The 23,006-nt window shown below is 71.5% G+C and carries 19 protein-coding genes and 1 pseudogene; 7 read left to right on the forward strand and 13 right to left on the reverse strand.

Features of this window, described 5'->3' with window-relative positions; translation table 11 throughout:
• Window positions 1-11: 11 nt before the first annotated feature.
• Entirely contained in the window at window positions 12-842 is an 831-nt protein-coding gene (locus IE269_RS20660) for a hypothetical protein (RefSeq protein WP_189824517.1), read from the reverse strand.
• 19 nt (window positions 843-861) lie between these two features.
• Complete coding sequence (locus tag IE269_RS20665; RefSeq protein ID WP_189824518.1) at window positions 862-1,797, reverse strand: chitosanase; 936 nt, start codon at window positions 1,795-1,797, stop codon at window positions 862-864.
• Between the two features lie 103 nt (window positions 1,798-1,900).
• On the opposite strand from IE269_RS20665, the gene IE269_RS20670 reads away from it, so the two are divergent.
• On the forward strand, window positions 1,901-5,419 hold the full coding sequence (locus tag IE269_RS20670; RefSeq protein WP_189824519.1) for a hypothetical protein: 3,519 nt from the start codon (window positions 1,901-1,903) through the stop codon (window positions 5,417-5,419).
• 65 nt (window positions 5,420-5,484) lie between these two features.
• Here IE269_RS20670 and IE269_RS20675 read toward each other — a convergent pair whose 3' ends face one another.
• From IE269_RS20675 to IE269_RS20715, 9 genes and pseudogenes are all read right to left on the reverse strand, one after another.
• Entirely contained in the window at window positions 5,485-6,456 is a 972-nt protein-coding gene (locus IE269_RS20675; protein ID WP_189824520.1) for an acyl-ACP desaturase, read from the reverse strand.
• Window positions 6,457-6,579: 123 nt separating this feature from the next.
• The gene (gene ddaH, locus IE269_RS20680) at window positions 6,580-7,359 is read right to left on the reverse strand and encodes a dimethylargininase (RefSeq protein WP_189824521.1); all 780 of its coding nucleotides are present in this window, start codon (window positions 7,357-7,359) and stop codon (window positions 6,580-6,582) included.
• A 109-nt stretch (window positions 7,360-7,468) separates the two neighbouring features.
• Window positions 7,469-8,281, reverse strand: a complete 813-nt coding sequence (locus IE269_RS20685) for an ABC transporter ATP-binding protein (RefSeq protein WP_189824522.1) — start codon at window positions 8,279-8,281, stop codon at window positions 7,469-7,471.
• A pseudogene (locus IE269_RS20690) lies at window positions 8,281-9,219 on the reverse strand (alpha-isopropylmalate synthase regulatory domain-containing protein); the annotation flags it as partial. The gene IE269_RS20685 and the pseudogene IE269_RS20690, both read right to left, overlap by 1 nt.
• Before the next feature lie 73 nt (window positions 9,220-9,292).
• Window positions 9,293-11,563, reverse strand: a complete 2,271-nt coding sequence (locus tag IE269_RS20695) for an ATP-binding cassette domain-containing protein (RefSeq protein ID WP_189824524.1) — start codon at window positions 11,561-11,563, stop codon at window positions 9,293-9,295.
• 859 nt (window positions 11,564-12,422) lie between these two features.
• Window positions 12,423-14,051 carry an ABC-F family ATP-binding cassette domain-containing protein gene (locus IE269_RS20700; RefSeq protein ID WP_189824714.1) on the reverse strand — a complete coding sequence of 543 codons (1,629 nt, stop codon included), beginning with the start codon at window positions 14,049-14,051 and terminating at the stop codon, window positions 12,423-12,425.
• A gap of 369 nt (window positions 14,052-14,420) precedes the next feature.
• Window positions 14,421-14,831 carry a spore wall synthesis regulator SsgD gene (gene ssgD, locus IE269_RS20705; RefSeq protein WP_189824525.1) on the reverse strand — a complete coding sequence of 137 codons (411 nt, stop codon included), beginning with the start codon at window positions 14,829-14,831 and terminating at the stop codon, window positions 14,421-14,423.
• 118 nt (window positions 14,832-14,949) lie between these two features.
• The gene (locus IE269_RS20710) at window positions 14,950-15,384 is read right to left on the reverse strand and encodes a (4Fe-4S)-binding protein (RefSeq protein ID WP_189824526.1); all 435 of its coding nucleotides are present in this window, start codon (window positions 15,382-15,384) and stop codon (window positions 14,950-14,952) included.
• Window positions 15,385-15,397: 13 nt separating this feature from the next.
• The gene (locus tag IE269_RS20715; RefSeq protein WP_189824527.1) at window positions 15,398-15,706 is read right to left on the reverse strand and encodes a GNAT family N-acetyltransferase; all 309 of its coding nucleotides are present in this window, start codon (window positions 15,704-15,706) and stop codon (window positions 15,398-15,400) included.
• Between the two features lie 124 nt (window positions 15,707-15,830).
• Between IE269_RS20715 and IE269_RS20720 the strand changes: the two genes are divergently transcribed.
• A complete protein-coding gene (locus IE269_RS20720; RefSeq protein WP_189824715.1) occupies window positions 15,831-16,913 on the forward strand; it encodes a WD40/YVTN/BNR-like repeat-containing protein in 1,083 nt (360 codons plus the stop codon).
• A gap of 65 nt (window positions 16,914-16,978) precedes the next feature.
• Here IE269_RS20720 and IE269_RS20725 read toward each other — a convergent pair whose 3' ends face one another.
• On the reverse strand, window positions 16,979-17,278 hold the full coding sequence (locus tag IE269_RS20725; protein WP_189824528.1) for a YciI family protein: 300 nt from the start codon (window positions 17,276-17,278) through the stop codon (window positions 16,979-16,981).
• 56 nt (window positions 17,279-17,334) lie between these two features.
• Here IE269_RS20725 and IE269_RS20730 point away from each other — a divergent pair, with 56 nt between their 5' ends.
• Both IE269_RS20730 and mmpA read left to right on the forward strand, forming a co-directional pair.
• On the forward strand, window positions 17,335-18,039 hold the full coding sequence (locus tag IE269_RS20730) for an endonuclease V (protein ID WP_189824529.1): 705 nt from the start codon (window positions 17,335-17,337) through the stop codon (window positions 18,037-18,039).
• A gap of 52 nt (window positions 18,040-18,091) precedes the next feature.
• Window positions 18,092-18,274 (forward strand): morphogenic membrane protein MmpA, encoded by a 183-nt coding sequence (mmpA, locus tag IE269_RS20735; RefSeq protein WP_189824530.1) that lies wholly within the window; start codon window positions 18,092-18,094, stop codon window positions 18,272-18,274.
• A 51-nt stretch (window positions 18,275-18,325) separates the two neighbouring features.
• Here the strand turns inward: mmpA and IE269_RS20740 are convergent, their stop codons facing one another.
• Window positions 18,326-19,501, reverse strand: a complete 1,176-nt coding sequence (locus IE269_RS20740; RefSeq protein ID WP_189824531.1) for a saccharopine dehydrogenase family protein — start codon at window positions 19,499-19,501, stop codon at window positions 18,326-18,328.
• A gap of 133 nt (window positions 19,502-19,634) precedes the next feature.
• Here IE269_RS20740 and IE269_RS20745 point away from each other — a divergent pair, with 133 nt between their 5' ends.
• Genes IE269_RS20745 through IE269_RS20755 form a run of 3 tightly spaced genes read left to right on the forward strand, consistent with a single transcriptional unit; the run spans window position 19,635 to window position 22,974 of the window.
• Entirely contained in the window at window positions 19,635-20,792 is a 1,158-nt protein-coding gene (locus tag IE269_RS20745; protein WP_189824532.1) for a CaiB/BaiF CoA transferase family protein, read from the forward strand.
• A complete protein-coding gene (locus IE269_RS20750; RefSeq protein ID WP_189824533.1) occupies window positions 20,792-21,817 on the forward strand; it encodes an LLM class F420-dependent oxidoreductase in 1,026 nt (341 codons plus the stop codon). Before IE269_RS20745 ends, IE269_RS20750 begins: the two co-directional genes overlap by 1 nt.
• A 14-nt stretch (window positions 21,818-21,831) precedes the next feature.
• Complete coding sequence (locus tag IE269_RS20755; protein WP_189824716.1) at window positions 21,832-22,974, forward strand: acyl-CoA dehydrogenase family protein; 1,143 nt, start codon at window positions 21,832-21,834, stop codon at window positions 22,972-22,974.
• Window positions 22,975-23,006: the final 32 nt, after the last annotated feature.

Consider the following 23,006-nt stretch of genomic DNA (forward strand, 5'->3'; position numbering starts at 1 on the left):
GTAAAGGGAGTTCACCGCCCGGTCGACTCGCGCCGCGCCCTCTCCAGGAGCTCCGGGACCGTCCCCTTCCACATCGGCAGCAGATACGCCGTCCACGCCCAGGAGTTCAGGTTCCCGCCGAGCTGCTCGCGGACCATCTGCCGCAGCGGGTCCCTGGCCTCCGGGCGGGAGGGGAACTCCACGGCGCCGTCGTGCAGGACCATCAGCGCGGCCCTGCCCCACCGCCCGTGGAGCAGCAGGTCGAGTGGGCTGTCGAAGATTCCGGCCCGGCGCATCCGCTTGGTGAACCCCGGGACGGTGTCGAAACCGGCCCGTGCCCAGTCGGGGCAGTTCGGACGCATCGCCAGCGCCCACCGGGCGTACCCGGGCAGAGGCTGATTCCGGTCGGCGCGGACCACCGTGCCCCAGTCCTCGCGGCCGACCCGCAGGGCGACCTTGTTCGCCGCCTTCATGGTGGTCACCGCCCGCAGCGCGGCCTCCAGGGCGGCCGGATCCGCGAAGCGGACCTCCTCCGGCCGGACCTCCGGGTCGTCCCGCACCTTGTCCACGACGTGCAGCGGCCCGCACGCCTTCCCGAAGGGCAGCCCGCGCCTGATTTCGTCCCGCAGGACACCCCGAGGGCCCTTCGCGTACACAATCGCGTTGATCTCGGGGTCGTCCTCCTGGAGCATCCACATCCAGGCGGAGGCGTTCAGTGACCGCCAGCTGTAGTACAGCGTGTGCGTGCGCGGGTTGCCGGTCAGCTGCTCCCGGACCCGCTCCACGATCCGTTCCCGGCGCCCGGCCTCGGCCAGGGACACCAGGAACTCCATCTCGAAGCCGCCGTCGACGTGCCCGAACATGACCGCCCCCGTCATTGGGTCACTTGTTGATGCTGAAGTCCTCTTCGTACATCTTCCACTTCAGCGGCAGCTTGAGGTCCATGTTCCCGTCCTTCAGGAACACCCGCTGGGCGGTGTCGATGCGGGACGTGTCGTTCAGCGTCTTCTTCGTCCGCAGCACCTCGCGCGTCTCGTCGAGGAAGGCGTTGAGGTACGCCTTCTCCGCCTTCAGCTTGGAGGCCTTGTCGTCCTTGCCGCCCAGCTCGGACGGCGTCTTGACCTTCGCCCGCGCCGAGTCGCGGATGCCGTAGAAGCCGCGTTTGTCGACGCCGGGGCCGTGCAGGACCATCGCGTCGTAGTAGATGAACTGGCCGAGCGTGCCCAGGCCGTCCATCTTCGCGAGGTCGACCGCGGGCTTGAAGTAGTACTTGTCGCGGGCCGCGTCCTGCGCCTTGATGAAGTCCGTCTCCTTCGCCGCCTGCTTCCACGCCTTGGTGAAGCCGGGGTCCAGGCCCTCGTGCGAGGCGGTGCCGTCGACCTCGATGAGCGCGGGGATGTAGGAGGCGAGCGGGTTGTTCGGGTGCGTCTTGGTGTAGTCCTGGATCAGCTGGAGCATGTCGTGCGTGCCCGAGGTGAAGCCGATCACACCGGCCGTGTAGCCGTTGCCGTCCTTGACGTCGCGGATGTTCGCGTACTGGCTCTGCCAGTGCGTCGTCGAGTTCTCCGCGGTGGAGATGATCTGCGCGGCCCGGTCCTTGACGACGGGGTCGGCGAGACCCGGAGGCAGCTTGGCTATCACCTCCTGGTCGGTCTTCGGCTTCTTCGCCTCGTCGGGCTTCGGGTCGTCGGCGGTCGTCTCGGTCGACCAGGGGTCGACGTAGATAGGGTCGTCCCCCTTGGGGTGGCCGCCGAAGGCCGCGGTGGCAACGATGGCGGCCGGGGCGCCGATGAGAACAAGACGGGTGAGAGGTTTCACCCGAACAGATTACGTGGCGCGGGCGGTGCCCCTGCGAGGAGAGCCCCCCTTCGCGCCCGTCAATTCACTGGGCCGCACCGGCCCCGGCAGGCACAATTGCCCCATGTCCTCCACCGCACGACGCCGGACCGACCGGCTCCTCGCCTCCCTGGACCCGCTCCCGCACCCCCGCCGCCTGCGCCAAATCGCCTCTTACGCAAGGGACTTGACGGTTTCCGGCGAGCTTCGCCCGGTGCTCGAGGAACTGGAGACACGCGGTCCGTACGAGCGGGGACTGGCGGTCCTCGCGGCCTCGGCCGGACAGGACGTGGAGTGGATCGCCGCGCACCTCGGAGACCCGGATCGTTACGTGCGCGGGCACGCCCTGCGCACCGCCGACAGCCTCGGAGTACCGGACTCCGCCTACGCGGACGCCCTCGGCGACGCCCCCGCGACGGTCCGCCGCGACCTGCTGCGGGCACTGGCCGCCGGCCACCGCCCCGCGCTCGCCGACCGGCTGATCTACACCGTCCGCGCCGACTGGGGCCGGGCGGAGGCGGCCCGCCTGCTCCCCGGCTGCGGTGCGGACACCGTCGTACGCCTGCTCCCCGACCTCTTCCCGGCCGTACGGGGCTTCAGCGCCCTCGCCCGCAAGCACCCGGCACTCCTGCTGGACGTGGCCGCGCGCGACCTCGCCGCACAGCCGGCCGGGGAACGCGAGCAGTGGTGGAAGCGGTACGGCCACCCGGTCGCCCTCGCCGCGCCCGCCGACCCGGCCCGCGTCCTCGACCTGCTCACCACACACCCGCCGCTGCGGCTTCCGCAACGCCTGCGCGACCGCCTCGGCCTGTTCGCCGCCACCGAACCGGAACACCTGCTGCGGTTCCTGCTGACCCCGCTCGGCCGCTCCGTCGCGATCGGCGGGTACGTGCGCCTGCCGGTCCTGCGCCGGCTGGTCGCGGCGCTCCCGGAGGACCTCCTGCTCGCGTACGGGCGGGCCGTGGGGGACCACCACGCCGCCCTCACCCTGCTCAAGGCGCTTCCGCCCGGGCGCCGGGAGGAGGTGCACCGGGCGATGCACGCGGACCGGTCCGGCGACCCGGCTGCCGATTCCTCCGGTGACCCGTCCGGTGACCCCTCCGGTGACCCGTCCGATGCGCCGTCCGCCGACCCGTCCCGCCTGGACACCGAGCTGCTGGACGTGCTGCCCCGGGAGGCCGCCCGCAGCCGCGCCCGGCGGGCGGCGCGACACGCCCGCGAGCGGGGCGCGTCCTGGCAGGCCGTCGCGCAGGCGGACGTCTACCTCCCGCCGGCCGAGGTCCGGGAGGGCCTGGTCGAGGCCACCCGCAGGTCGTCGGCGGAGGAGCGGCAGGCGGCCTGGCGGCTGCTGATCCGCAACGCCGTCCACTCCGGCGACTCCGCGGCGGTCCTGGCCGCACTCGCCGAGACGGCCCGCCTGCGCAACGAACAGCACCCGGTCCGCTCGGCGGCCGTCGCGGCACTCTCCCGGACCCCGGTCCGCCTGCTCACGGACGACGCGGCACCGCACCTGGACGTCCTCGTCCGGGACGCCCTGGACGCCAGGGACACGGACCACGACATCCGTGAGCGCCTGTCCCGGCTGGCGGTACGGGTGCTGGAGGCGGGGGAGCGGGAGGACGAGGGGACGCGGGACGCCCTGGAGGACTGGGCGGTGCGGACGCTGGTGCGGACCGCCCGCAGCTCCGGGGAGGTGCACCTCGGCGGTGCGCAGTACCGGTGCTGGGCCTGGCCCCTGGGGTCAGGGACCCGGGACCGTGTCGTCGGCGCGCTGCTGCCCGTACTGGAGACGGCCGCCGCCAAGGGCGATTACCGCCTCACCCTGGCCCTGGCCGGCCAGTTGCAGCCCGGGACGTACCAGCACCCGGAACTCGGGGAACTCCTGTGGCGGGCCGCCCGTTCCACCGACAAGGACACCGCGAAGTCCGCGATCGAGCTCTGGCTGGCACCGCCCGTCGGCCGGGGCGAGAAGGTGGCCCGGCTCCTGGCCGAGGACCCGGAGACCGCCGTGCTGCCTTCGGTCCTGTCGGTGCTGACCACCGCCCGCACCGACCTGCTGGACGCCGTGCTCGGCGAGACGCCGCCCGCCGGACGCTTCGTCGAGGAGACGCCCTGGCAGCTCCCCGTCGGACGGCACGCACGGGGCTGGACCCCGCGCCAGCACCGGGCCGCGGCACGCCAGTTGACGGTCACCGCCGCCGACGACGAGCTCTGGCAGGACGACCGGTCGGCCGCGCTCCGACGGCTGGCCGAACTGCCCGGCCTCGGCGCGGACGCGGTACGCCGCTGGACCGACGACCCGGAACCGGCCGTGGCGGAAGCCGCGCTGACCGCCCTGGCCCGCACCGACCACCCGGCCGACACCCTGCCGGAACTCCTCGCCCTCGCGGGCACCGACCGCGCCCGGATCGCCGTGTACGCGGCCACGGGCGCGTCCCGGCACGCCCGCCCCTCCCGGCTCACCGCCCTGCTGGCAGACCTGCTCGCACCCGGTGCGGCAGTGAAGGTCACCAGCCGGAAGGAAGCGGTCCGGCTGGCGGCCCTGCGGCTGCCGCGCCCCGCCGCAGCCGGGCTGGTGACCGACGCCTACGCACTGCCGGACCAGCACGGGGACGTACGCGCCGCCTGCCTGACGCACGGCGCACCGCTGGCCGGGACCGGGACGGGGACGGGGACGGGAGCCGGGACCGGGAGCGACGACCGGATCTGGCGGATGCTGGAGGACGCGGCCCGGCCCACGGCCGACCGGACCTCGGCGGTGGCCCTCCTCCGTGTCCCGCCGCACCACCTGCCCGAACAGCAGCGCGCCCGCTACGCACACCTGGTCCGGGACGTCTGCCTCGCCCGCACCGACGACCGGGAACTCCTCGCCACGGCACTCGGCTCCTTGCAGGCCTGGGCGCGCTGGTGGCCGGAGGCCGGGGACCTGCTGCTCGACCTCTTCACGGACCCGGCCAACCGCACGACCTGGCGCGCGGCCGGGGACGGCCTGCTGGCCGGGGCGACGGACCCGGCGACCTCGGGAACGGTGCTGCGCGCCCTGCGTCACCTGGCCGACGACGCGGACACCTCCGCCGACCCGGACCGCGACCTCCCGGCCCGCCGCCGCCTGGAAACCCTGGTCGACGGCCTGTGCCGACTGACGCAATCGCTGTGGAACGGCCCCCGCCCGGAGACGGCACGGCCGATCCTCCGGGAGGCGGGCGCGCTGCTGGCCGCGTACGAAGCCCACCTGCCACAGGCTGCGGACCTCCTGGTCCGGGGCCTGGAACTGGACGAGACCCTGACGGAGACCCTGCCCGATCTGGCCCGCCTGCTCGAGGGCCGTCCGGTGCTGGCGGCCCGCACGGCGGACCACCTCCACACCCGCATCACCGCCTACGGAACCCCGGAGGGCGACCCCCTCCTGCTCCTCCCGGAGGCGGACGCCCTCATGGCGACCGGCGACGCGGCGGCGGGCCACTTCGCGGAGGCCCTGGTCGCGGCCTGCGGCGAACGTCTCGACTGGCCCCCGTCCTGCCGGCTCCGACTGGCCCAGCTCCGGGTCCACCCGGTCCCGGACGTCCGGGACGCGGCACTGTCCCGCGAGACGGCATCGGAGTAGGGGCAAGCCGGGCCCGGCACGGGAGGGTGCCGGGCCCGGCCGGCCGCTGGAGGCTCGGCTTGCCGCTACAGGCCCCGGGCGGCCCTGCGGGCCAGCCTCGCCGCGAGCTTCTCGTCGAACTTCTTCGCCTCGGAGTCCAGCCCGCCCATGTACAGCCCGAGCTCCTCCTGGGCCTTCAGGCCCTCCGCCCCGAGCCCGTCGATGTCCAGCACCTTCAGGAAGCGCAGCACCGGCTGGATCACGTCGTCGTGGTGGATGCGGATGTTGTAGACCCCGCCGATGGCCATCTGCGCGGCGGCCCGCTCGAAGCCCGGCATGCCGTGTCCGGGCATCCGGAAGTTGACGACCACGTCCCGCACGGCCTGCATGGTCAGGTCCGGTGCGAGCTGGAAGGCGGCACCCAGCAGGTTCCGGTAGAAGACCATGTGCAGGTTCTCGTCCGTCGCGATCCGCGCCAGCATCCGGTCGCAGACCGGGTCCCCGGACTGGTGCCCGGTGTTCCGGTGCGAGATCCGGGTCGCCAGCTCCTGGAAGGCCACGTACGCGACCGAGTGCAGCATCGAGTGCCGGTTGTCCGACTCGAAGCCCTCGCTCATGTGTGCCATCCGGAACTGCTCCAGCTTGTCCGGGTCCACCGCCCGCGAGGCGAGCAGGTAGTCGCGCATGACGATGCCGTGCCGGCCCTCCTCGGCGGTCCAGCGGTGCACCCAGGTGCCCCAGGCGCCGTTCCGGCCGAAGAGGGACGCGATCTCGTGGTGGTAGCTGGGGAGGTTGTCCTCGGTCAGCAGATTCACGACCAGCGCGATCTTGCCGATCTCGGTGACCTTGGACTGCTCGGGCTCCCACTTCTCCCCGTCCTCGAAGAATTCGGGGAAGTTCCGGCCGTCGCTCCACGGAACGTACTCGTGGGGCATCCAGTCCTTGGTGACCTTCAGGTGGCGGTTGAGTTCCTTTTCCACCACCTCTTCCAGCGCGAACAGCAGCTTGGCGTCGGTCCACGCCTCCGAGCTGCCGAGGTGGGGAGAGGTGATCGTCACGGGTACTCCAGGGGGATGGGGACGAGAGCGGTTACCTACGGCTTCGTAGGTTACGAGACCGTAGGTTAAGCGCGGCGTGAGCACTGAGCCAAGTCCCCGTCCGTTCCATCCCGCTACACGCCGCTATGTGTGCAGGTCACGGAGGCGTACCGAGAGGCATGTCACGCATCCCTCCAGCTTTTCGAACTCGCTGATGTCCACCGGTACGGGTGTGAAGCCGAGATCCGTGAACAGTTCGGCCGACTTGGGAGCACTCGCCGCCATCAGCACCGAGTTCCCGTCGAGCACGACCACATGCGCTCCGGCCTCCTCCGGTACGGCCAGGAACCGGGGGAAGGCCGTCACGCTGTCCACCAGCGGCTCGTACCCCACCACCGTCCCGTCCGGCAGCGCGGTCACCGCCGACTTCAGGTGCAGCACCCGGCTCACGGGCACCGCCACCACCTGTGCCCCGAGCGGTTCGAACGCGGCCCGCAGCTGCCGGACCCCCTCCGCGTTGGTCCGCCCTCCGCGCCCCACGTACACCGTGTCGCCGACCTTGAGGACGTCCCCGCCGTCCAGCGTCCCCGGCTCGCGCACCCGGTTCACCGAGCACCCGAGCCGCTCCGCCAGCACGTCCTCCACGGCGGCCGTCTCCGGCCGCCGGGACTCCGCCCCCGACCGCCCGATCAGCGCGACGTTGCGGAACATCACCACCGCGTCCTCGACGAACACCCCGTCCGGGCAGTCGTCGACCGTCGGCACCTCCACGGTCTCCCACCCGTGCGCGCGCAGTGCCGCGACGTACGCCTCCCACTGGGCGAGCGCCAACTCCACGTCGACCGGCTGCCGTTCGACGTGCGTCACCAGCCCCTCGGCGAGACGCGGACCGGGACGGCGGACGAGGGCCTTCTTGCTGGGCATGCGGCAACTCCGATATGTGTCGAAAGCTCACCGGACCCGGGGACGAAAGACCGGGCCCGCCGCTCGAACGTATCGAACGACGGGCCCGTGACCAGGGGTGAGCCGAAAGTCAGCCGACGGTCGCCCCGCGCCGCGTCCGCACGCTCCAGCGGCCCTCGTCCCGCCGCAGCCGCACCGTATACGCGAAGCACGCGCTGACGAGTTCGTCGGTCAGCACTCGCCCCACCGGACCGGAGGCCAGGCAGAGCCCGTCCCGCAGCAGCATCGCGTGCGTCGTCCCCGCAGGCAGTTCCTCCAGGTGATGGGTCACCAGAACCGACGCCAGCTCCGGGTGGCTCTCGCCCAACGCATCCAGCCGGTCCACGAGTTGCTCGCGGCCCACCAGGTCGAGACCGGTCGCCGGTTCGTCGAGCAGCAGCAGGCGCGGGCTGGGCATCAGGGCGCGCGCGACCAGGGCCCGCCCCCGCTCGCCCTGCGACAGAGTCGGCCAGCGCGCCTCGCCCCGGTCCTTCAGCCCGAGCAGCGCGATCAAGTGGTCCGCGTACTGCTCCTGTTCGTCGGTGAGACGCCAACGAGGCACGGATGCAACGGAGTTGGTGAGACCCGTCAGGACGACGTCCCGCACCCGCAGCGGCGACCGCAGCGGGTGGCGCGGGTCGACATGTCCGACGTACGACCGCAACTCGCGCAGATCGATCCGGCCCAGCTCATGTCCCAGCACCTGCACACACCCCCGGGTCGGGTGCGCGAGCGCGCCGAGCAGCCGCAGCAGGGTGGTCTTGCCGGCCCCGTTCGCACCGAGCAGCGCCCAGTGCTCGCCCGGCCGGACGGTCAGCGAGACGTCGGACAGCAGCGTGTTGCCGTCGCGCACGAAGTCGACGTGGTCGACACGGAGTACGCAGGCGATGTGATGCTCCGTCATCAGGCTTCCACCCGCGCCCGATTGACCGCCGAGAGCACCGCGCGGACGGACGCCGTCAGCACCGAAGTGTCCTGGCCCGCGCCCCACAGGACCCTGCCGCCGATCCGGCACTCCACGTACGCGACCGCCGGGCTGCCTTGCCCGGCCGTCGTGGAGTGCTCGAAGTAGCTGAGCACCTCCACCTCGATGCCCGCCTCCGCCAGCGCCGTCGTGAACGCGGCGACCGGACCGTTCCCGGTCCCCTTGAAGCGCGCCGGGGACCCGCCGGCCACCACGATGTCGCACACCGACTCGTGCGCACCCGGGGCGGTCTCCCGCGTCTCCCACCAGGGCACGCGCACCGCCCCGTCCGTCCCGGCGGCCAGATACGTCGTACGGAACAGCTCCCACAGCTCCTCCGCGCTCGCCTCCCGGCCGCTGTCGTCCGTCGCCCGCTGCACGGCCTTCGAGAACTCCGGGCGCATCCCGCGCGGCAGGTCGATCCCGTACCCCTTCTCCAGCAGATACGCGATCCCACCCTTGCCGGACTGGCTGTTGACCCGGATCACCGCCTCGTAGCTGCGCCCGATGTCGGCGGGGTCGATCGGCAAGTACGGGACGGACCACGGGAGTTCACGCTCGGGGACGCCCGTCTCGGCGGCCCGCCGCGCGTGCTCGGCGAAGCCCTTGCTGATGGCGTCCTGGTGGGTGCCGGAGGACGCGGTGTCCACCAGGTCGCCCGCGTACGGGTGGCGGACCGGCACCGGCAGCCGGTTGCAGCGCTCCACGACCTCGCGGACCGCGTCGATGTCGGAGAAGTCGACCATCGGGTCCACGCCCTGGGTGTGCAGGTTGAGGGCGAGGGTGACCAGGTCGACGTTGCCGGTGCGCTCGCCGTTGCCGAACAGGCAGCCCTCCACGCGCTGCGCGCCCGCCGGCACGGCGAGTTCGGATGCGGCCGGGCGTGCCCTCCAGACGGAACTGGAGGGCACGCAGGCGCGGCTCCGGTCGCTCTAGGGGCCCGGGCCGCGCTCAGCGGCCCAGGTCGCGACGCAAGTAGGTCGCGGTGAAAGACTTGTGATGGTCCATCAGGTCATCCGGCGTCCCCTCGAACACGATCTCACCGCCGTGCTTGCCGCCGTCCGGACCCAGGTCGATCACCCAGTCCGCGCGCTTGACCACATCCAGGTTGTGCTCGACGCAGATCACCGAGTTCCCCGCGTCGACCAGCCGGTCCAGCAGGGCGACCAGGGTGTCCACGTCCGCCAGGTGCAGCCCGGTCGTCGGCTCGTCCAGCACGTACACACTGCCCGTGCGGTGCAGCTGCGTCGCCAGCTTGATGCGCTGCCGCTCACCGCCCGACAGGGAGCTGAGCGGCTGCCCCAGCGTGAGATACCCGAGCCCGACCTCGTGCAATGTCTCCAACTTCCTTACGACCGAGACCTCTTGGAAGAACTCCCGCGCCCGGTCCACCGGCAGCTCCAGCACGTCCACGATGCTCAGGCCGTCGAGCCGGTGCTCCAGCACCTCGTCGTCGAACCGTCGCCCCTCGCACTGCGGGCAGACCGTCGTCACCGGGTCCATGAAGGCGAGGTCGGTGAAGAGGACGCCCCGGCCCGCGCAAGTGCCGCACGCCCCGGTCGAGTTGAAGGAGAAGAGTGCCGCGCTCACCCCGTTCTCCTGGGCGAAGAGCTTGCGCACCGTGTCCATGATGCCGACGTACGTCGCCGGAGTGGACCGGGACGACACCCCGATCGACCCCTGGTCGATGACGATCGCCTCCGGATGCGCGGCCGTGAACACCTCCGACACCAGAGTCGACTTCCCCGAACCCGCCACCCCCGTCACCACGGTCAGCACCCCGGTCGGGAAGGCGGTGTCGACGCCCTTGAGGTTGTGCAGGTCGGCCCCGGTGACCGGCAGCCACCCGGTGGGGGAGCGGAACGCTTCCTTCAGCGGGGTGCGCCGCCGCAGGCACCTGCCGGTCAGCGTGTCCGCCTCCCGCAGCTCCGCCACCGTGCCTTCGAAAACCACGTGCCCGCCGTCGACGCCCGCACCCGGGCCGAGGTCCACGACGTGGTCCGCGACCGCCATCACGTCCGGGTCGTGCTCCACCACCAGCACCGTGTTGCCCTTGTCCCGCAACCGCACCAGCAGATCGTTCAGCCGCCCCACGTCACGCGGGTGCAGCCCCACGCTCGGCTCGTCGAAGATGTACGTCAGCCCGGTCAGCGCACTCCCCAGATGACGCACCATCTTCAGCCGCTGCCCCTCGCCGCCGGACAGCGAGGTCGTCTCCCGGTCCAGGCTCAGATAACCGAGCCCGATCCCCACCAGCCGCTCCAGCCGCTCCCGGGCCGCCGCGGCGATCGGCGCGGCCACCGGATCGTCGATCCTGGCCAGCACCTCCACCAGGTCCGCGACCTCCATCGACACGTAGTTCCGTACGGACAGCCCGTCGATACGGGACTTCCGCGCGGCCTCGTTCAGCCGCGCCCCCTCGCACGCCTCGCACACGCCCTCGACCGTCAACGCGTCCGCCGCCTCACGGGACTTGGCGGACAGCGAACCGGTGTCCCGCTTGAGGAAGAGCCGCTCGAAGCGGTTGACCAGGCCCTCGGAGTCCACCTCGGCGGTGCCGGACTTCATCCGCAGCGTCACCTTGGTGCCGTCGGCGCCGCGCGCCCCGTACAACAGGCGCTCCCGCTCCTCGGGGGTGTAGTCGGCCAGCGGCTTGTCGGGGTCGAAGAGGTCGTTGTGCGCGTACAGCTTCCACTGCCAGCTGCCGACCGAGGAGCCCGGCACCCGCAGCGCGCCCCCGTTCAACGACTTCGACCAGTCGATCGCCCGGTCCAGGTCGAGGCGCACGGTCTTGCCGACCCCGTCGCAGGTCGGGCACATGCCGGCGGGATCGTTGAACGAGTAAGCGGTCGCGGGCCCGGCGCTGGGGACTCCGTACCGGGAGAACAGGACCCGGACGATCGAGTAGATGTCCGTCATCGTGCCGACCGTCGAGCGGACGTTGCCGCCGATCGGCTTCTGGTCGACGACGATCGCCACCGACAGGTCGTCGATCGCGTCCACGAGCGGCCGCTCGTACTTCGGCAGCCGGTTGCGGACGTACCAGGTGAACGTCTCGTTGAGCTGGCGCCGCGACTCGACGGCGATGGTGTCGAAGACGACGGAGGACTTGCCGGAGCCGGAGACGCCGGTGAAGACGACGATCTTTCCTTTGGGGAGCGAGAGGGAGACGTCCCGGAGGTTGTTCTCCCGGGCGCCCGTGACCGTGATGTTCGATGCCATGCCATCGACGCTAGGAGCTATACCGGACACCTTCTGTCGGGTTTTGGGCGCCGTCCGTGGCGGAGCGGGGGCCGAGGTCGCCGTCCAGGACGGTCCGCACGATGAGCGGCCGGTTCCACAGGGTCGGGATCTCGTTGGCGAGGGCTGTGACGGTCAGGGGGGCGTCGGTCTCGCGTCCCCTGACCTTGGCGGCCAGCAGGCTGCGGGGAACGGCTCCCGCGTCGAGGAGGACCCGCCAGTCCGCCGGTCCGTGACCCCGAGCCGTTGCTCCGCGGCAGTGGTCTCCTCCTCCGCCGTCCCGAGCGCGTCGGGAAGGTGCTCGCGGAGTGTCTCCTCCAGCAGAACCGGATCGGTGGAGGGAGCCGGTACCGCCGCCGGAGCAGGACCGGGCAGGCGACGCCACGGCTCCGGAACCGCGCCCTCGACCAGAAGGAGCGCCCCCGGGGTACGGAGAACCGCCGGATTCCACGGCAGGGCTGGACCCGTGCAGCCGCATGGTCGTGCGCCCGGCCCGTTCCGCCGTCGCGTCGAACATGACCTCTTCCAGGCCGGCAGCGGCCGGCGCGCGCCGTATTCGCTCCATGGCCTCCGTGGCGGCCCGGCCGGGCGACGGCAGGTGCCGCCACGCGGCCAGGTCCCAGGTCCGGAGGCCGATGCTTCCCCGTACGCGACGGTAGGGGGCGTCCCACTCCACGGCCCCGTCGATGCGCAGGATCCGCAGCAACGGCTCCCACGTGGCGAAATCGTGCAGGGCGGCCGAGTCGGGAACGGCAGCGTTCTGATCGACCATGTCCCGACCGTACGCGCCGTCACTGACAACGCGGTGGGGACCTGTGCACACGACGGGTCTGTCACGGCCTCATTCCTCCACAGCGATCCCCTCCTCGCTCTCCTCCGTGGACTCCGTGGACTCCGTGGGCTCCGCCCCCAGATGCAGCCGGCGGGTGATGCCGATCGACTCCAGGAACGGCTCGTCGTGGCTCGACACGATCAGCGCGCCCTCGTACGCCCGCAGCGCCTCCGTCAACTGCCGCACGCTCGCCATGTCGAGGTTGTTCGTCGGCTCGTCGAGCATGAGCAGCTGCGGCGCCGGATCCGCAAGCAGCAGCGCTGCCAGCGTCGCCCGGAAGCGCTCGCCGCCGGACAGCGTGCCGACCGCCTGGTCCGCCTTCGCACCCTTGAACAGGAAGCGTGCCAGCCGCGCCCTGATCAGGTTGTTCGTCGCACCCGGCGCCATCAGCGCCACGTTCTGCGCGACGCTCAGCGAGTCGTCCAGCACATCGAGCCGCTGCGGCAGGAAACGCGTCGTGACCAACGCCCCGACCTCGCCCGCCACCGGCTCCAACTGCCCCGCGATCGTACGCAGCAGGGTCGTCTTGCCCGCCCCGTTGCGCCCGGTCAGCGCCACCCGCTCGGGGCCGCGCAGCTCGAACTCACCGGGCGGACCCGCCCCGTACGGCATCTCAAGATCCCGTACGAGCAGGACCCCGCGCCCCGGATGGACCGTCGTGTACGGCAGCTCGATGCGGATCTCGGCGTCCTCGCGCACCAACTCCTCGGCCTCTCCCAGGCGTTCCCGGGCTTCCTTCAGCTTCTCGGTGTGCATGATCTTGTGCTTGCCGGCCGACTCCTGGGCCGACCGCTTGCGCAGGCCCATCACGATCTTCGGCTCGCGCTTCTGGTCGTACATCTTCTGGCCGTACCGCTTGCGACGGGCCAATTTGACCTGGGCGTCGGCCAGTTCCCGCTTCTGCTTCTGCACGTCCGCCTCGGCGACGCGCACCATGCGCTCCGCCGCCTCCTGCTCGACGGCGAGCGCCTCCTCGTACTCGGAGAAGGTGCCCCCGTACCAACGGACCTCGCCGTCGCGCAGATCGGCGATCTGGTCGACGCGCTCCAGCAGCTCCCGGTCGTGGCTGACCACGACGAGGACGCCCGACCAGGCGGACACGGCGTCGTACAGCCGCTGCCTGGCGTACAGGTCGAGGTTGTTCGTCGGCTCGTCGAGCAGCAGGACGTCCGGGCGGCGCAGCAACAGGGCCGCCAGCCGCAGCAGGACGGACTCGCCCCCGGACACCTCGCCGATGGTGCGGTCCAGGCCGATGTGGCCGAGGCCGAGCCCGTCGAGGGTGGCGAGGGCGCGCTCCTCGACGTCCCAGTCGTCGCCGACCGCGTCGAAGTTCGCCTCGCTCGCGTCGCCCGCCTCGATGGCGTGCAGCGCGGCCCGCTTGTCGGCGATCTCCAGGGCCTCGTCGACCCGGAGTCCGGTGTCGAGCACCAGGTTCTGCGGCAGGTAGCCGATGCTGCCGGCGGCCTTGACCTTGCCGCCGGACGGCGTCAGCTCCCCGGCGAGCAGCTTCAGCAGGGTGGACTTGCCCGATCCGTTGACGCCGATGAGACCGGTGCGGCCGGGGCCGATCGCGATCTGGAAGTCGTCGAAGACGGAGGTGCCGTCGGGCCAGGAGAAGGAAAGGGCGGTGCAGGTCAGCGACGCGCTCTGCGGCTGTGCATGTGAATAGGTAGACAAAAGGGCCTCCAGGTTGCGGTGAGTGGTGCGGAGCAACTGGTGGAGACACCGGCAGTGCGTGAAGACCTCGCGTCAGGGCGACGACGTAACAAGAGATGGGTTACGGAGAGAAGCCCCGAGGGAAAGAAGACGGCTCGAACGCCGAGGTCGCACGCGGCACGCGGATCATTGCAGCCCACACACGGGTGGCTGCCTCGCGGCACGGTGTCCCAGACCTCAGACGAGCAACGTCCTTCTCCATTCGACGACAACAGGGCGAAACGAACCGTACGCCCACCCCTCGGCGGACGCAAATGATTAACGGCACACGTGCTCGAACCCCGCCACCCCTCAGCTGCTGAGGAGCTGCGCCAGATCCTGGTCGACGTCCAGATAACGGTGCTCCGTGCCCGCCGGAACCAGCTCCAGCGTCTGCTTCAGGAAGCGCCGCAGCTCGGCCGTGCGGATGTGCACCATGGCCACGCCCTCCGTCGCGTGCAGCTCCAGCACGGTCCGCCCGTACCCGTACGGCCGCAGCTGTACGTCGCCGACGCCGGCCGCTTCGTCGAGACCGGAGGTCAGCAGCTCCCGCGCGAATGTCCACACGACCTCTACGCCTTCCAGCGTTGCCGGGGGCGGGAAGGTCATGTGCACGGCAAAGGGGTCCGTGCGGTCGTAGCTGAGCGTCGCGGGGACGTTCTCCAGCTGCGGCGCGGAAGAAATCAGACGGGCCTGTACGGCCTGCTCGATGACGGTGGACAAGGCCAGCACCTCTCATGCTCGGTGGATGCGTCCTGCCGTCCGAAAAGACGTCGGAACGCGCGAATCCGTGCACACGAACCGTGCGTGACCTGCGTCACCCACGTCCGGTGCCGCAAGATCACGTCGTGCCGCAGACACCTGCGTGGTCGCAGTACGGCTGGTTCCCGCTGGCACCGCAGCCACACAGCATCGCCCGTGTCTCGTCGTGGGGACCCTGTGAACCGTCGACCCTCAGATCTCCTCTGACGAACAACTGCCCCACCGCATTCCGGGTGATCACCGTGGGGTGCTCGCCCGTCTCCGCCGGTCCGTCGTGCAACCGGTACTGGAGCGCGCCGCTCGGGCATCGCCGGACCACCTCGGAGACCAGCTCCGGGGGAGCCGCGTCGGGGGTGATCCACGGGCGTTTCTGCAGGTCGAAGACCTCCGGCAGCCCGCGCACGCATTCGGCGGCGTGCAGACAGCGGCCGGGCCGGAAGGTGACGTCCACCTTCTCGCCCCGGTACTCCTTCTCGCTCCGGTGTTCCTTCTCCTTCGGCGCCTGCTCGCCCATGGGCCGGCCCTCCTCAGTCCGTGACCGAGCTGCGGCTCTGGTACAGCAGGTCCGCGTACTCCGGATGGCGCTGGATCCAGCCCGCGTAGAAGGGGCAGACCGCCAGCACCCGCAGCCCCTCGGCGCGGGCCGCGTCCAGGGACTCCCGGACGAGGGCGGCGCCCACGCCCTGTCCCTCGTTGGCGGGCTCGACCTCGGTGTGCACGAACGCGATCAGTTCCGGCGTACGGATGTACTGGGCGATGCCCGCGACCTTCTCGGCCCCGTCCACCCGCGCCTCGTACCGACCGGACTCCCGTGCGTCGACGACGTCGACTGCCATCTCATCGCCTCCTCGGCTCTGAGCCCACCATAGGAACGGGTGCCCCGGCCCGCACTCTGGACGGCAGCAGTCCGGTGGGCTAGCTTCCAGCGCCATGAGGGGTATGGGGAAGACGAGACGAATGATGGCCGTGGGACTGAGTGCCGCGGCGGTGGCCGCCGCACTGGGCTCCGTACCGGCACAGGCCGCACCGTCGGCACCGGCACCGACACCGGCAGACCGCGCGCACGCGCCCGCCGGGTGGCGGCTGGGGAACACCGGAGTCACGGACGTACGGTTCCGGGGCCTGGCCGCGGTGGACCGGCACACGGCGTGGGTGGCGGGCTCCAAGGGCACCGTGCTGCGCACCGCCGACGGGGGCCGCACCTGGCGCAACGTCTCCCCGCCGGGAGCGGGCGAGCTGGAGCTCCGTGACGTCGAGGCCTTCGACGGGCGGCGCGCGGTGGTGCTGGCGATCGGCGAGGGAGAGGCGTCGCGGACGTACCGCACCGAAGACGGCGGCCGCACCTGGACCGAGACCTTCCGCAACCCCGACCCCAAGGCCTTCTACGACTGCCTCACCTTCTTCGACAGCCGCAACGGGCTGGCGATGAGCGACCCCGTCGACGGCAAGTTCCGGATCCTCTCGACCTCCAACGGCGGCAAGTCCTGGAAGGTCCTCCCGAACAAGGGCATGCCGGAGGCCCTGCCGGGCGAGGCGGGCTTCGCGGCCTCGGGTCAGTGCCTGGTGAGCAACGGCTCGCGGGACGTGTGGCTGACCACCGGCGGGGCCTCGCGCGGCCGGATCCTGCACTCCGCCGACCGGGGGCTGACCTGGAAGGCCACCGACGTGTCCATCCCGGCGGGCGATCCGGCCCGGGGCGTGTTCGGCGTGGCCTTCCGCGACCGTTCGCACGGCATCGCGGTCGGCGGCGACTACCGCGCGGGCCAGGCGTCGCCGCAGGCGGCCGCGCTGACCGGGGACGGGGGCCGCACGTGGAAGGCGTCCGCGGTGCCGCCGGCGGAGTACCGCTCGGGGGTCACCTGGCTGCCCCACTCGCGCTCGATCGCGCTGGCGGTGGGGCCGACGGGCACGGACGTGACGCTGAACGCGGGGCGCTCGTGGCGGAAGATCGACACGGGCTCGTACGACACGGTGTCGTGCACGGCGGACTTCGGCTGCTGGGCATCCGGCGAGAAGGGCCGGGTCGCCCGACTGGAGTTCTGACCCCTGCTCGCGCAGTTCCCCGCGCCCCTTCAGGGGCGCGGGGCGGGCCGTCCCGACGGCCCCCCTCAGGCGACCGGCGCCTCGCGGTAAGCCTCCAGGCCCGGCGCCGTCTTCGTCGCGACGAACTCCGTGATCCGGTACGCGCAGACGCCGCCCGTCACGAAGGGATCCGCCGCCGTCACGGCCTCGATGGCGGCCCGTGACGGCGCCACCGCCAGCAGCACCCCGCCGTCCCTCGGCCGCTTGCGCCCCGACGCGAGGACGACCCCCGCCTCGTACTGCGCGTCCAACCACGCCACGTGATCGGTCATCAGCGCATCCACCTGCTCGACGGGCGCGGTGTAGGTCAATTCGAGTACGAACATGATCACCACCCTACCGAGGCCCACTGTCAGACCCACGTCCTACAGTGGCGAGCACGATGAACGACGTACCGAACCGCGTACCGAGCCACGCCCCGCTCGACGCCGCCACCGCCCGCTCCGTCCAGGACGAACTCCGCTCCCGGGTCGTCCTCGACGAGAGCGGACCGACGCCCGGCACCGGCCATGTCACCGGCGTCGACGTGGCGTACGACGACGAGCGCGACGTCGTCGTGGCCGCCGCCGTGGTCCTCGACGCGGCGACGCTGACCACGATCGAGGAGGTCACGGCCACCGGCCGCGTGGAGTTCCCGTACGTACCCGGCCTGCTGGCCTTCCGCGAGATCCCGACGGTCCTGGCGGCGCTGGAGCGGCTCACCGCCGACCCCGGTCTCGTCGTCTGCGACGGGTACGGGCAGGCGCACCCGCGCCGCTTCGGCCTCGCCAGTCACCTCGGCGTGCTGACCGGCCTGCCCACCCTGGGCGTCGCGAAGAACCCGTTCACCTTCACGTACGAGCAACCGGGCCCCGCCCGCGGCGATTCCTCCCCGCTGCTGGACACGGTCGACGGCGCCGAGGTCGGCCGCGCCCTGCGCACGCAGCCCGGCGTGAAGCCGGTTTTCGTCTCCGTCGGCCACCGGATATCGCTGGACAACGCCTGCGCGCACACGCTGCACCTGGCCGCCTCGTACCGCCAGCCGGAGACCACCCGCCTCGCGGACTCCCTGTGCAGACGCGCCCTGGCACAGGCAACAGGCCTGTAACTGAGTACTTGTACGGATGTTGAAAACGAATTCCCGGGACAGGGTGACCACCATGAGCATCAGCACGAGCGCACAGACCGCCCCCGCCCCTGCCCCCGCCGAGTACTTCGAGTCCGTCACCGTCCACCGTGCCGGACGCAAGCTGGCGGTGACGATGTTCGTCAGCGTGCTGGCGATGGTCGGCTGGACGGTCGGCATGATCTACACGATCTCCGGCTGGATATCCGGGCACTGACCGCGCCCGGACCACCCACACGCACACCCGTCTACCGCCACGCACACCCGTCTACCGCACCGCCGCCACCCGGAACCGGATCCCCGCCTCCTGCAACCGCTCCACCAGCGCGTCGCCCATCGCCACCGCCGGGGTCACCTGCCCCGCCGTCTGCGGCAGTTCGTCGAAGGCCAGCGAGAGCGCCGCCTCCGCGAGGATCTTCGCGGTCTCCCCGTACCCGGGGTCCCCGCCCGACACCTCCGTGTACACGCGCCGCCCGCCGCCCTCGCCGACGAACCGCACGGAGAACCAGCTCTTCGCCCGCAGCTCCTCGTCCGGCCCCGTCCCCGGTGCGACCAGCGAGCCCAGCCACCGCCGCGCCGCCGGCACCTGCGCCAGCGCGACCACCGAGGTCACCGCCGCCGCCCCGCCCACCGCGACCGGCAGCCACTTCACCGCCGCGAAGTGCCGGTAGCGGAAGTCCGGACCGTACCGCTCCAGCGCGGCGGCCGACCGCTCCACCACCTGCGCGTCGATCGTCGGCAACGGCAGCGCCCACGCGCCGAGTTCACCGTTGCGGTGCGGCGCCCCCAGCGAGGCCCGGGCCCGCCGCCCGCCCTCGGGGCGCGGCTCGGCCTCGTGCCGCTCCCGCGCCGCCCGCATCATCTGCCGCCCGCGCCCCATCGCCCCCAGCGCGGAGGCGAACGTACCCCCGGAGAAGCGCGCACCGGTGCGCACGAAACCGTCCACCCGCAGCGGCACCCCCTCCGGCAGCTGCCGCACGGTGAAGTACGCGCCCAGGTCGTGCGGTACGGAGTCGAAGCCGCAGGAGTGGATCAGCCGCGCCCCGCTGCGGCGGGCCACCGCGTCGTACCCCAGGTACATCCGGTCCACGAACTCCGGCTCGCCCGCCAGGTCCAGGTAGTCGGTGCCCGCCTCCGCACACGCGGCCACCAGACCCTCGCCGTGCTGGAGGTAGGGGCCGACCGTCGTCGCCAACACCCGGGTGCTGCGCGCCAGTTCGCGCAGGGCGTCCGTGTCGGCAGAGTCGGCCTGCACCAACGGCAGTTCCGCGCAGGGGGGATGGGACTTCGCCAGCCGCTCCCGCAGCCGCTCCAGCTTCGTCAGGCTGCGGCCCGCGAGGGCCCATCGGCAGTCGGCCGGCGCATGCTCGGCCAGGTAGGCGGCGGTGAGTTCGCCCACGAAGCCGCTCGCTCCGAAAAGCACGATGTCGTACGGACGCGGCATGCCGCTCCTCCAGGTGTCGGGTGCACGTACTCAGCAGGCTAAGCGCTCGCTTGGCCAAAGGGCTTGTGCAGAGTGGAACACGTTCTTAGCATCACTGCTGTTACATCAGTTGTGTCACAGTGCTGGGGGCTTGATGGCAGGGACAGCAGCAGGCACCGACGACAGGATCGCCCGGGGACCGCTCACCGGCGTGCGCGTGGTCGAACTGGCGGGCATCGGCCCAGGTCCGTTCGCCGCGATGTGCCTCGCCGACCTCGGCGCGGACGTCGTACGCGTGGACCGGCCGGGCGGCACGGCGCTCGCCGTCGACCCGGCGAAGGACCTCACCAACCGCGGAAAGCGCTCCGTACTCGTCAATCTGAAGGACCTACAAGGACCTGAACGGGTTCTCGATCTGGTCGAGCGCGCCGACATCCTCATCGAGGGTTACCGCCCCGGCGTCGCCGAACGCCTCGGTGTCGGCCCCGACGCCTGCCTCGCGCGCAATCCGAAGCTCGTGTACGGCCGGATGACCGGCTGGGGCCAGGACGGCCCCCTCGCCCAGCGTGCCGGGCACGACATCTCCTACCTCGCCCTCACCGGCACCCTCGGCATGATCGGCAGGGCCGACGAGCCCCCGACCGTCCCCGCCAACCTGGTCGGCGACTACGCGGGCGGCTCCCTCTACCTGGTGATCGGTGTCCTCGCCGCCCTCCAGCACGCCCGCACCCCACAAGGCACCGGCCAGGTCGTCGACGCGGCGATCGTCGACGGCGCGAGCCACCTCGCCACCATGCTGCACGGCATGCTCGCCGCCGGCGGCTGGCAGGACCGGCGCGGGGCCAACCTGCTCGACGGCGGCTGCCCCTTCTACGGCACCTACGCCACCTCCGACGGCCAGTACATGGCGGTCGGCGCGCTGGAACCGCAGTTCTACGCCGAGTTCACCGGGCTGCTCGGCATCGCGGAGACCGCCCCCGACCGGGGCGATCTGGCCCGCTGGGGCGACCTGCGCGACACCATCGCCGCCCGCTTCAAGGAACGTACCCGCGAGGAGTGGACCGAGGTCTTCGCCGCCTCCGACGCCTGCGTGGCCCCGGTGCTGTCCATGCGCGAGGCCCCGCGCCACCCCCACCTCGCCGCCCGCGCCACCTACGTCGAGCACGGCGGCGTCACCCAGCCCGCCCCCGCGCCCCGCTTCTCCGCCACCCCGGGCGCGATCCGCCGGGGGCCCGCACTGCCCGGGGCCGACACCGCCGAGGTGGCCGCCGACTGGGACGTACCGAATCTGACGAAGGGTGACACCGACTGATGGAGATATCCGTCCCGTTGAGCTACGCGGGCGACCCCCGCGAGGGCTGCGACCAGATCGCCGCGCTGGAGTCCGCCGGGCTCGACGCCGTCTGGGTCGCCGAGGCGTACGGCTTCGACTCGCCCACGATCATGGGCTACCTCGCCGCCCGCACCACCCGCATGAAGATCGGTGCGGGCATCCTCAACGTCTACTCCCGCACCCCCGCCCTCATCGCCCAGACCGGCGCGGGCCTCGACGCGATCTCCGGCGGCCGGGCGCTGCTCGGGCTCGGCGCCTCGGGGCCGCAGGTGATCGAGGGGTGGCACGGCAAGCCGTACGACAAACCGTTGGGACGCACCCGCGAGACCGTCGAACTGTGCCGCCGCATCTGGAAGCGCGAGGTCATCGACCACCACGGCATCACCGACATGCCGCTCCCGAAGGAGAAGGGCGGCAAGCTGGGCAAGCCGCTCAAGATCCTCACCAAGCCCGTGCGCGACGAGATTCCCGTGTACGTCGCCTCGCTCGGCCCCGCCAACGTCGAGCTGACCGCCGAGATCGCCGACGGCTGGCTGCCCACCCTCTTCCTGCCCGAGAAGGCGGACGCGGTGTGGGGGAGTGCCCTCGCGGCCGGGCGGGCCAAGCGCGACCCCGCGCTCGGCCCGCTGCAGACCGTCGCGGGCGGCATCCTCGCCATCGGTGAAGACGCCGCAGCCGTACGGGACTTCGCCCGCCCGCAGATCGCCCTCTACGTCGGCGGCATGGGCGCCAAGGGCAAGAACTTCTACAACGACCTCGCCGTCGCCTACGGCTACGAGGAGGAGGCCGCCACGATCCAGGACCTCTACCTCCAGGGCAAGAAGAAGGAGGCGGAGGCGGCCGTCCCCGACGAGTTCTGCGAGCTCATGTCGCTGTGCGGGCCCGAGAGTTACGTCCGCGAGCGCGTCGAGGCCTTCCGGGCGGCGGGCGTCACGATGCTCAACGTCATTCCGGTCGGGCCCGAGCCCGCGAAGCTCATCGAGACCGTCAAGAACTGGCTCTGAAAGAGGGTGTCATGATGAAGCGTCAGATCTTCACGGCCGAGCACGAAGCCTTCCGCGAGACCGTCCGCACCTTCCTCGCGAAGGAAGTCCTCCCGCACCACGAGCAGTGGGAGAAGGACGGCATCGTCAGCCGCGAGGCCTGGCTCGCCGCCGGACGGCAGGGCCTGCTCGGGCTCGCCGTTCCCGAGGAGTACGGCGGCGGGGGCAACGCCGACTTCGTCTACAGCGCCGTACTGGCCGAGGAGTTCACCCGCGCCGGGGCCTCCGGGCTCGCCGTCGGCCTGCACAACGACATCATCGGCCCCTACCTGACCGACCTCTCCACCGACGAGCAGAAGCGCCGCTGGCTGCCCGGCTTCTGCTCCGGCGAGACCATCACCGCCATCGCCATGACCGAGCCGGGCGCGGGCTCCGACCTCCAGGGCATCCGCACCACCGCCGAGGACAAGGGCGACCACTGGCTGCTGAACGGCTCCAAGACGTTCATCTCCAACGGCATCCTCGCCGACCTGGTCATCGTCGTCGCGAAGACCTCCCCGGAGGGCGGCGCGAAGGGCCTCTCCCTGCTGGTGGTCGAGCGCGGAATGGACGGCTTCGAGCGCGGCCGCAACCTCGACAAGATCGGCCAGAAGGCCCAGGACACCGCCGAGTTGTTCTTCAACGACGTCAAGGTCCCCAAGGAGAACCTCCTCGGCGAGCTGAACGGCGCGTTCATCCACCTGATGACCAACCTCGCCCAGGAACGCATGGGCATCGCGGTCGCCGCCATCGCCGCCGCCGAGTACCTGCTGGAGATCACCACCCAGTACGTCAAGGAACGCGAGGCGTTCGGCCGGCCGCTGGCCAAGCTCCAGCACATCCGCTTCGAGATCGCCGAGATGGCCACCGAGTGCGCCGTCACCCGTACGTTCCTCGACCGCTGCATCGTGGATCACAGAGACGGGCAACTCGACGCGGTCCACGCCTCCATGGCCAAGTGGTGGGCCACCGAACTCCAGAAGCGCGTCGCCGACCGCTGCCTCCAACTGCACGGCGGCTACGGCTACATGACCGAGTACCGGGTCGCCAAGGCCTTCACGGACGGCCGCATCCAGACCATCTACGGCGGCACGACCGAGATCATGAAGGAGATCATCGGCCGGTCCCTGCTGAGCTGATCCAACTCCCTCACCACCGCGCACTTTTCCCG

The sequence above is a fragment of the Streptomyces spiroverticillatus genome (assembly GCA_014650415.1).
GTDB classification, from domain to species: domain Bacteria; phylum Actinomycetota; class Actinomycetes; order Streptomycetales; family Streptomycetaceae; genus Streptomyces; species Streptomyces spiroverticillatus.

Excerpts from the sequence above, each read along its gene's own strand:
- IE269_RS20660 (WP_189824517.1), bottom strand. The coding sequence starts at position 842 with ATGTTCGGGCACGTCGACGGCGGCTTCGAGATGGAGTTCCTGGTGTCC.
- IE269_RS20670 (WP_189824519.1), top strand. The coding sequence starts at position 1,901 with ATGTCCTCCACCGCACGACGCCGGACCGACCGGCTCCTCGCCTCCCTG.
- ddaH (WP_189824521.1), bottom strand. The coding sequence starts at position 7,359 with ATGCCCAGCAAGAAGGCCCTCGTCCGCCGTCCCGGTCCGCGTCTCGCC.
- IE269_RS20685 (WP_189824522.1), bottom strand. The coding sequence starts at position 8,281 with ATGACGGAGCATCACATCGCCTGCGTACTCCGTGTCGACCACGTCGAC.
- IE269_RS20695 (WP_189824524.1), bottom strand. The coding sequence starts at position 11,563 with ATGGCATCGAACATCACGGTCACGGGCGCCCGGGAGAACAACCTCCGG.
- IE269_RS20710 (WP_189824526.1), bottom strand. The coding sequence starts at position 15,384 with ATGGGCGAGCAGGCGCCGAAGGAGAAGGAACACCGGAGCGAGAAGGAG.
- IE269_RS20715 (WP_189824527.1), bottom strand. The coding sequence starts at position 15,706 with ATGGCAGTCGACGTCGTCGACGCACGGGAGTCCGGTCGGTACGAGGCG.
- IE269_RS20720 (WP_189824715.1), top strand. The coding sequence starts at position 15,831 with ATGGCCGTGGGACTGAGTGCCGCGGCGGTGGCCGCCGCACTGGGCTCC.
- IE269_RS20725 (WP_189824528.1), bottom strand. The coding sequence starts at position 17,278 with ATGTTCGTACTCGAATTGACCTACACCGCGCCCGTCGAGCAGGTGGAT.
- IE269_RS20730 (WP_189824529.1), top strand. The coding sequence starts at position 17,335 with ATGAACGACGTACCGAACCGCGTACCGAGCCACGCCCCGCTCGACGCC.
- mmpA (WP_189824530.1), top strand. The coding sequence starts at position 18,092 with ATGAGCATCAGCACGAGCGCACAGACCGCCCCCGCCCCTGCCCCCGCC.
- IE269_RS20740 (WP_189824531.1), bottom strand. The coding sequence starts at position 19,501 with ATGCCGCGTCCGTACGACATCGTGCTTTTCGGAGCGAGCGGCTTCGTG.
- IE269_RS20745 (WP_189824532.1), top strand. The coding sequence starts at position 19,635 with ATGGCAGGGACAGCAGCAGGCACCGACGACAGGATCGCCCGGGGACCG.
- IE269_RS20750 (WP_189824533.1), top strand. The coding sequence starts at position 20,792 with ATGGAGATATCCGTCCCGTTGAGCTACGCGGGCGACCCCCGCGAGGGC.
- IE269_RS20755 (WP_189824716.1), top strand. The coding sequence starts at position 21,832 with ATGAAGCGTCAGATCTTCACGGCCGAGCACGAAGCCTTCCGCGAGACC.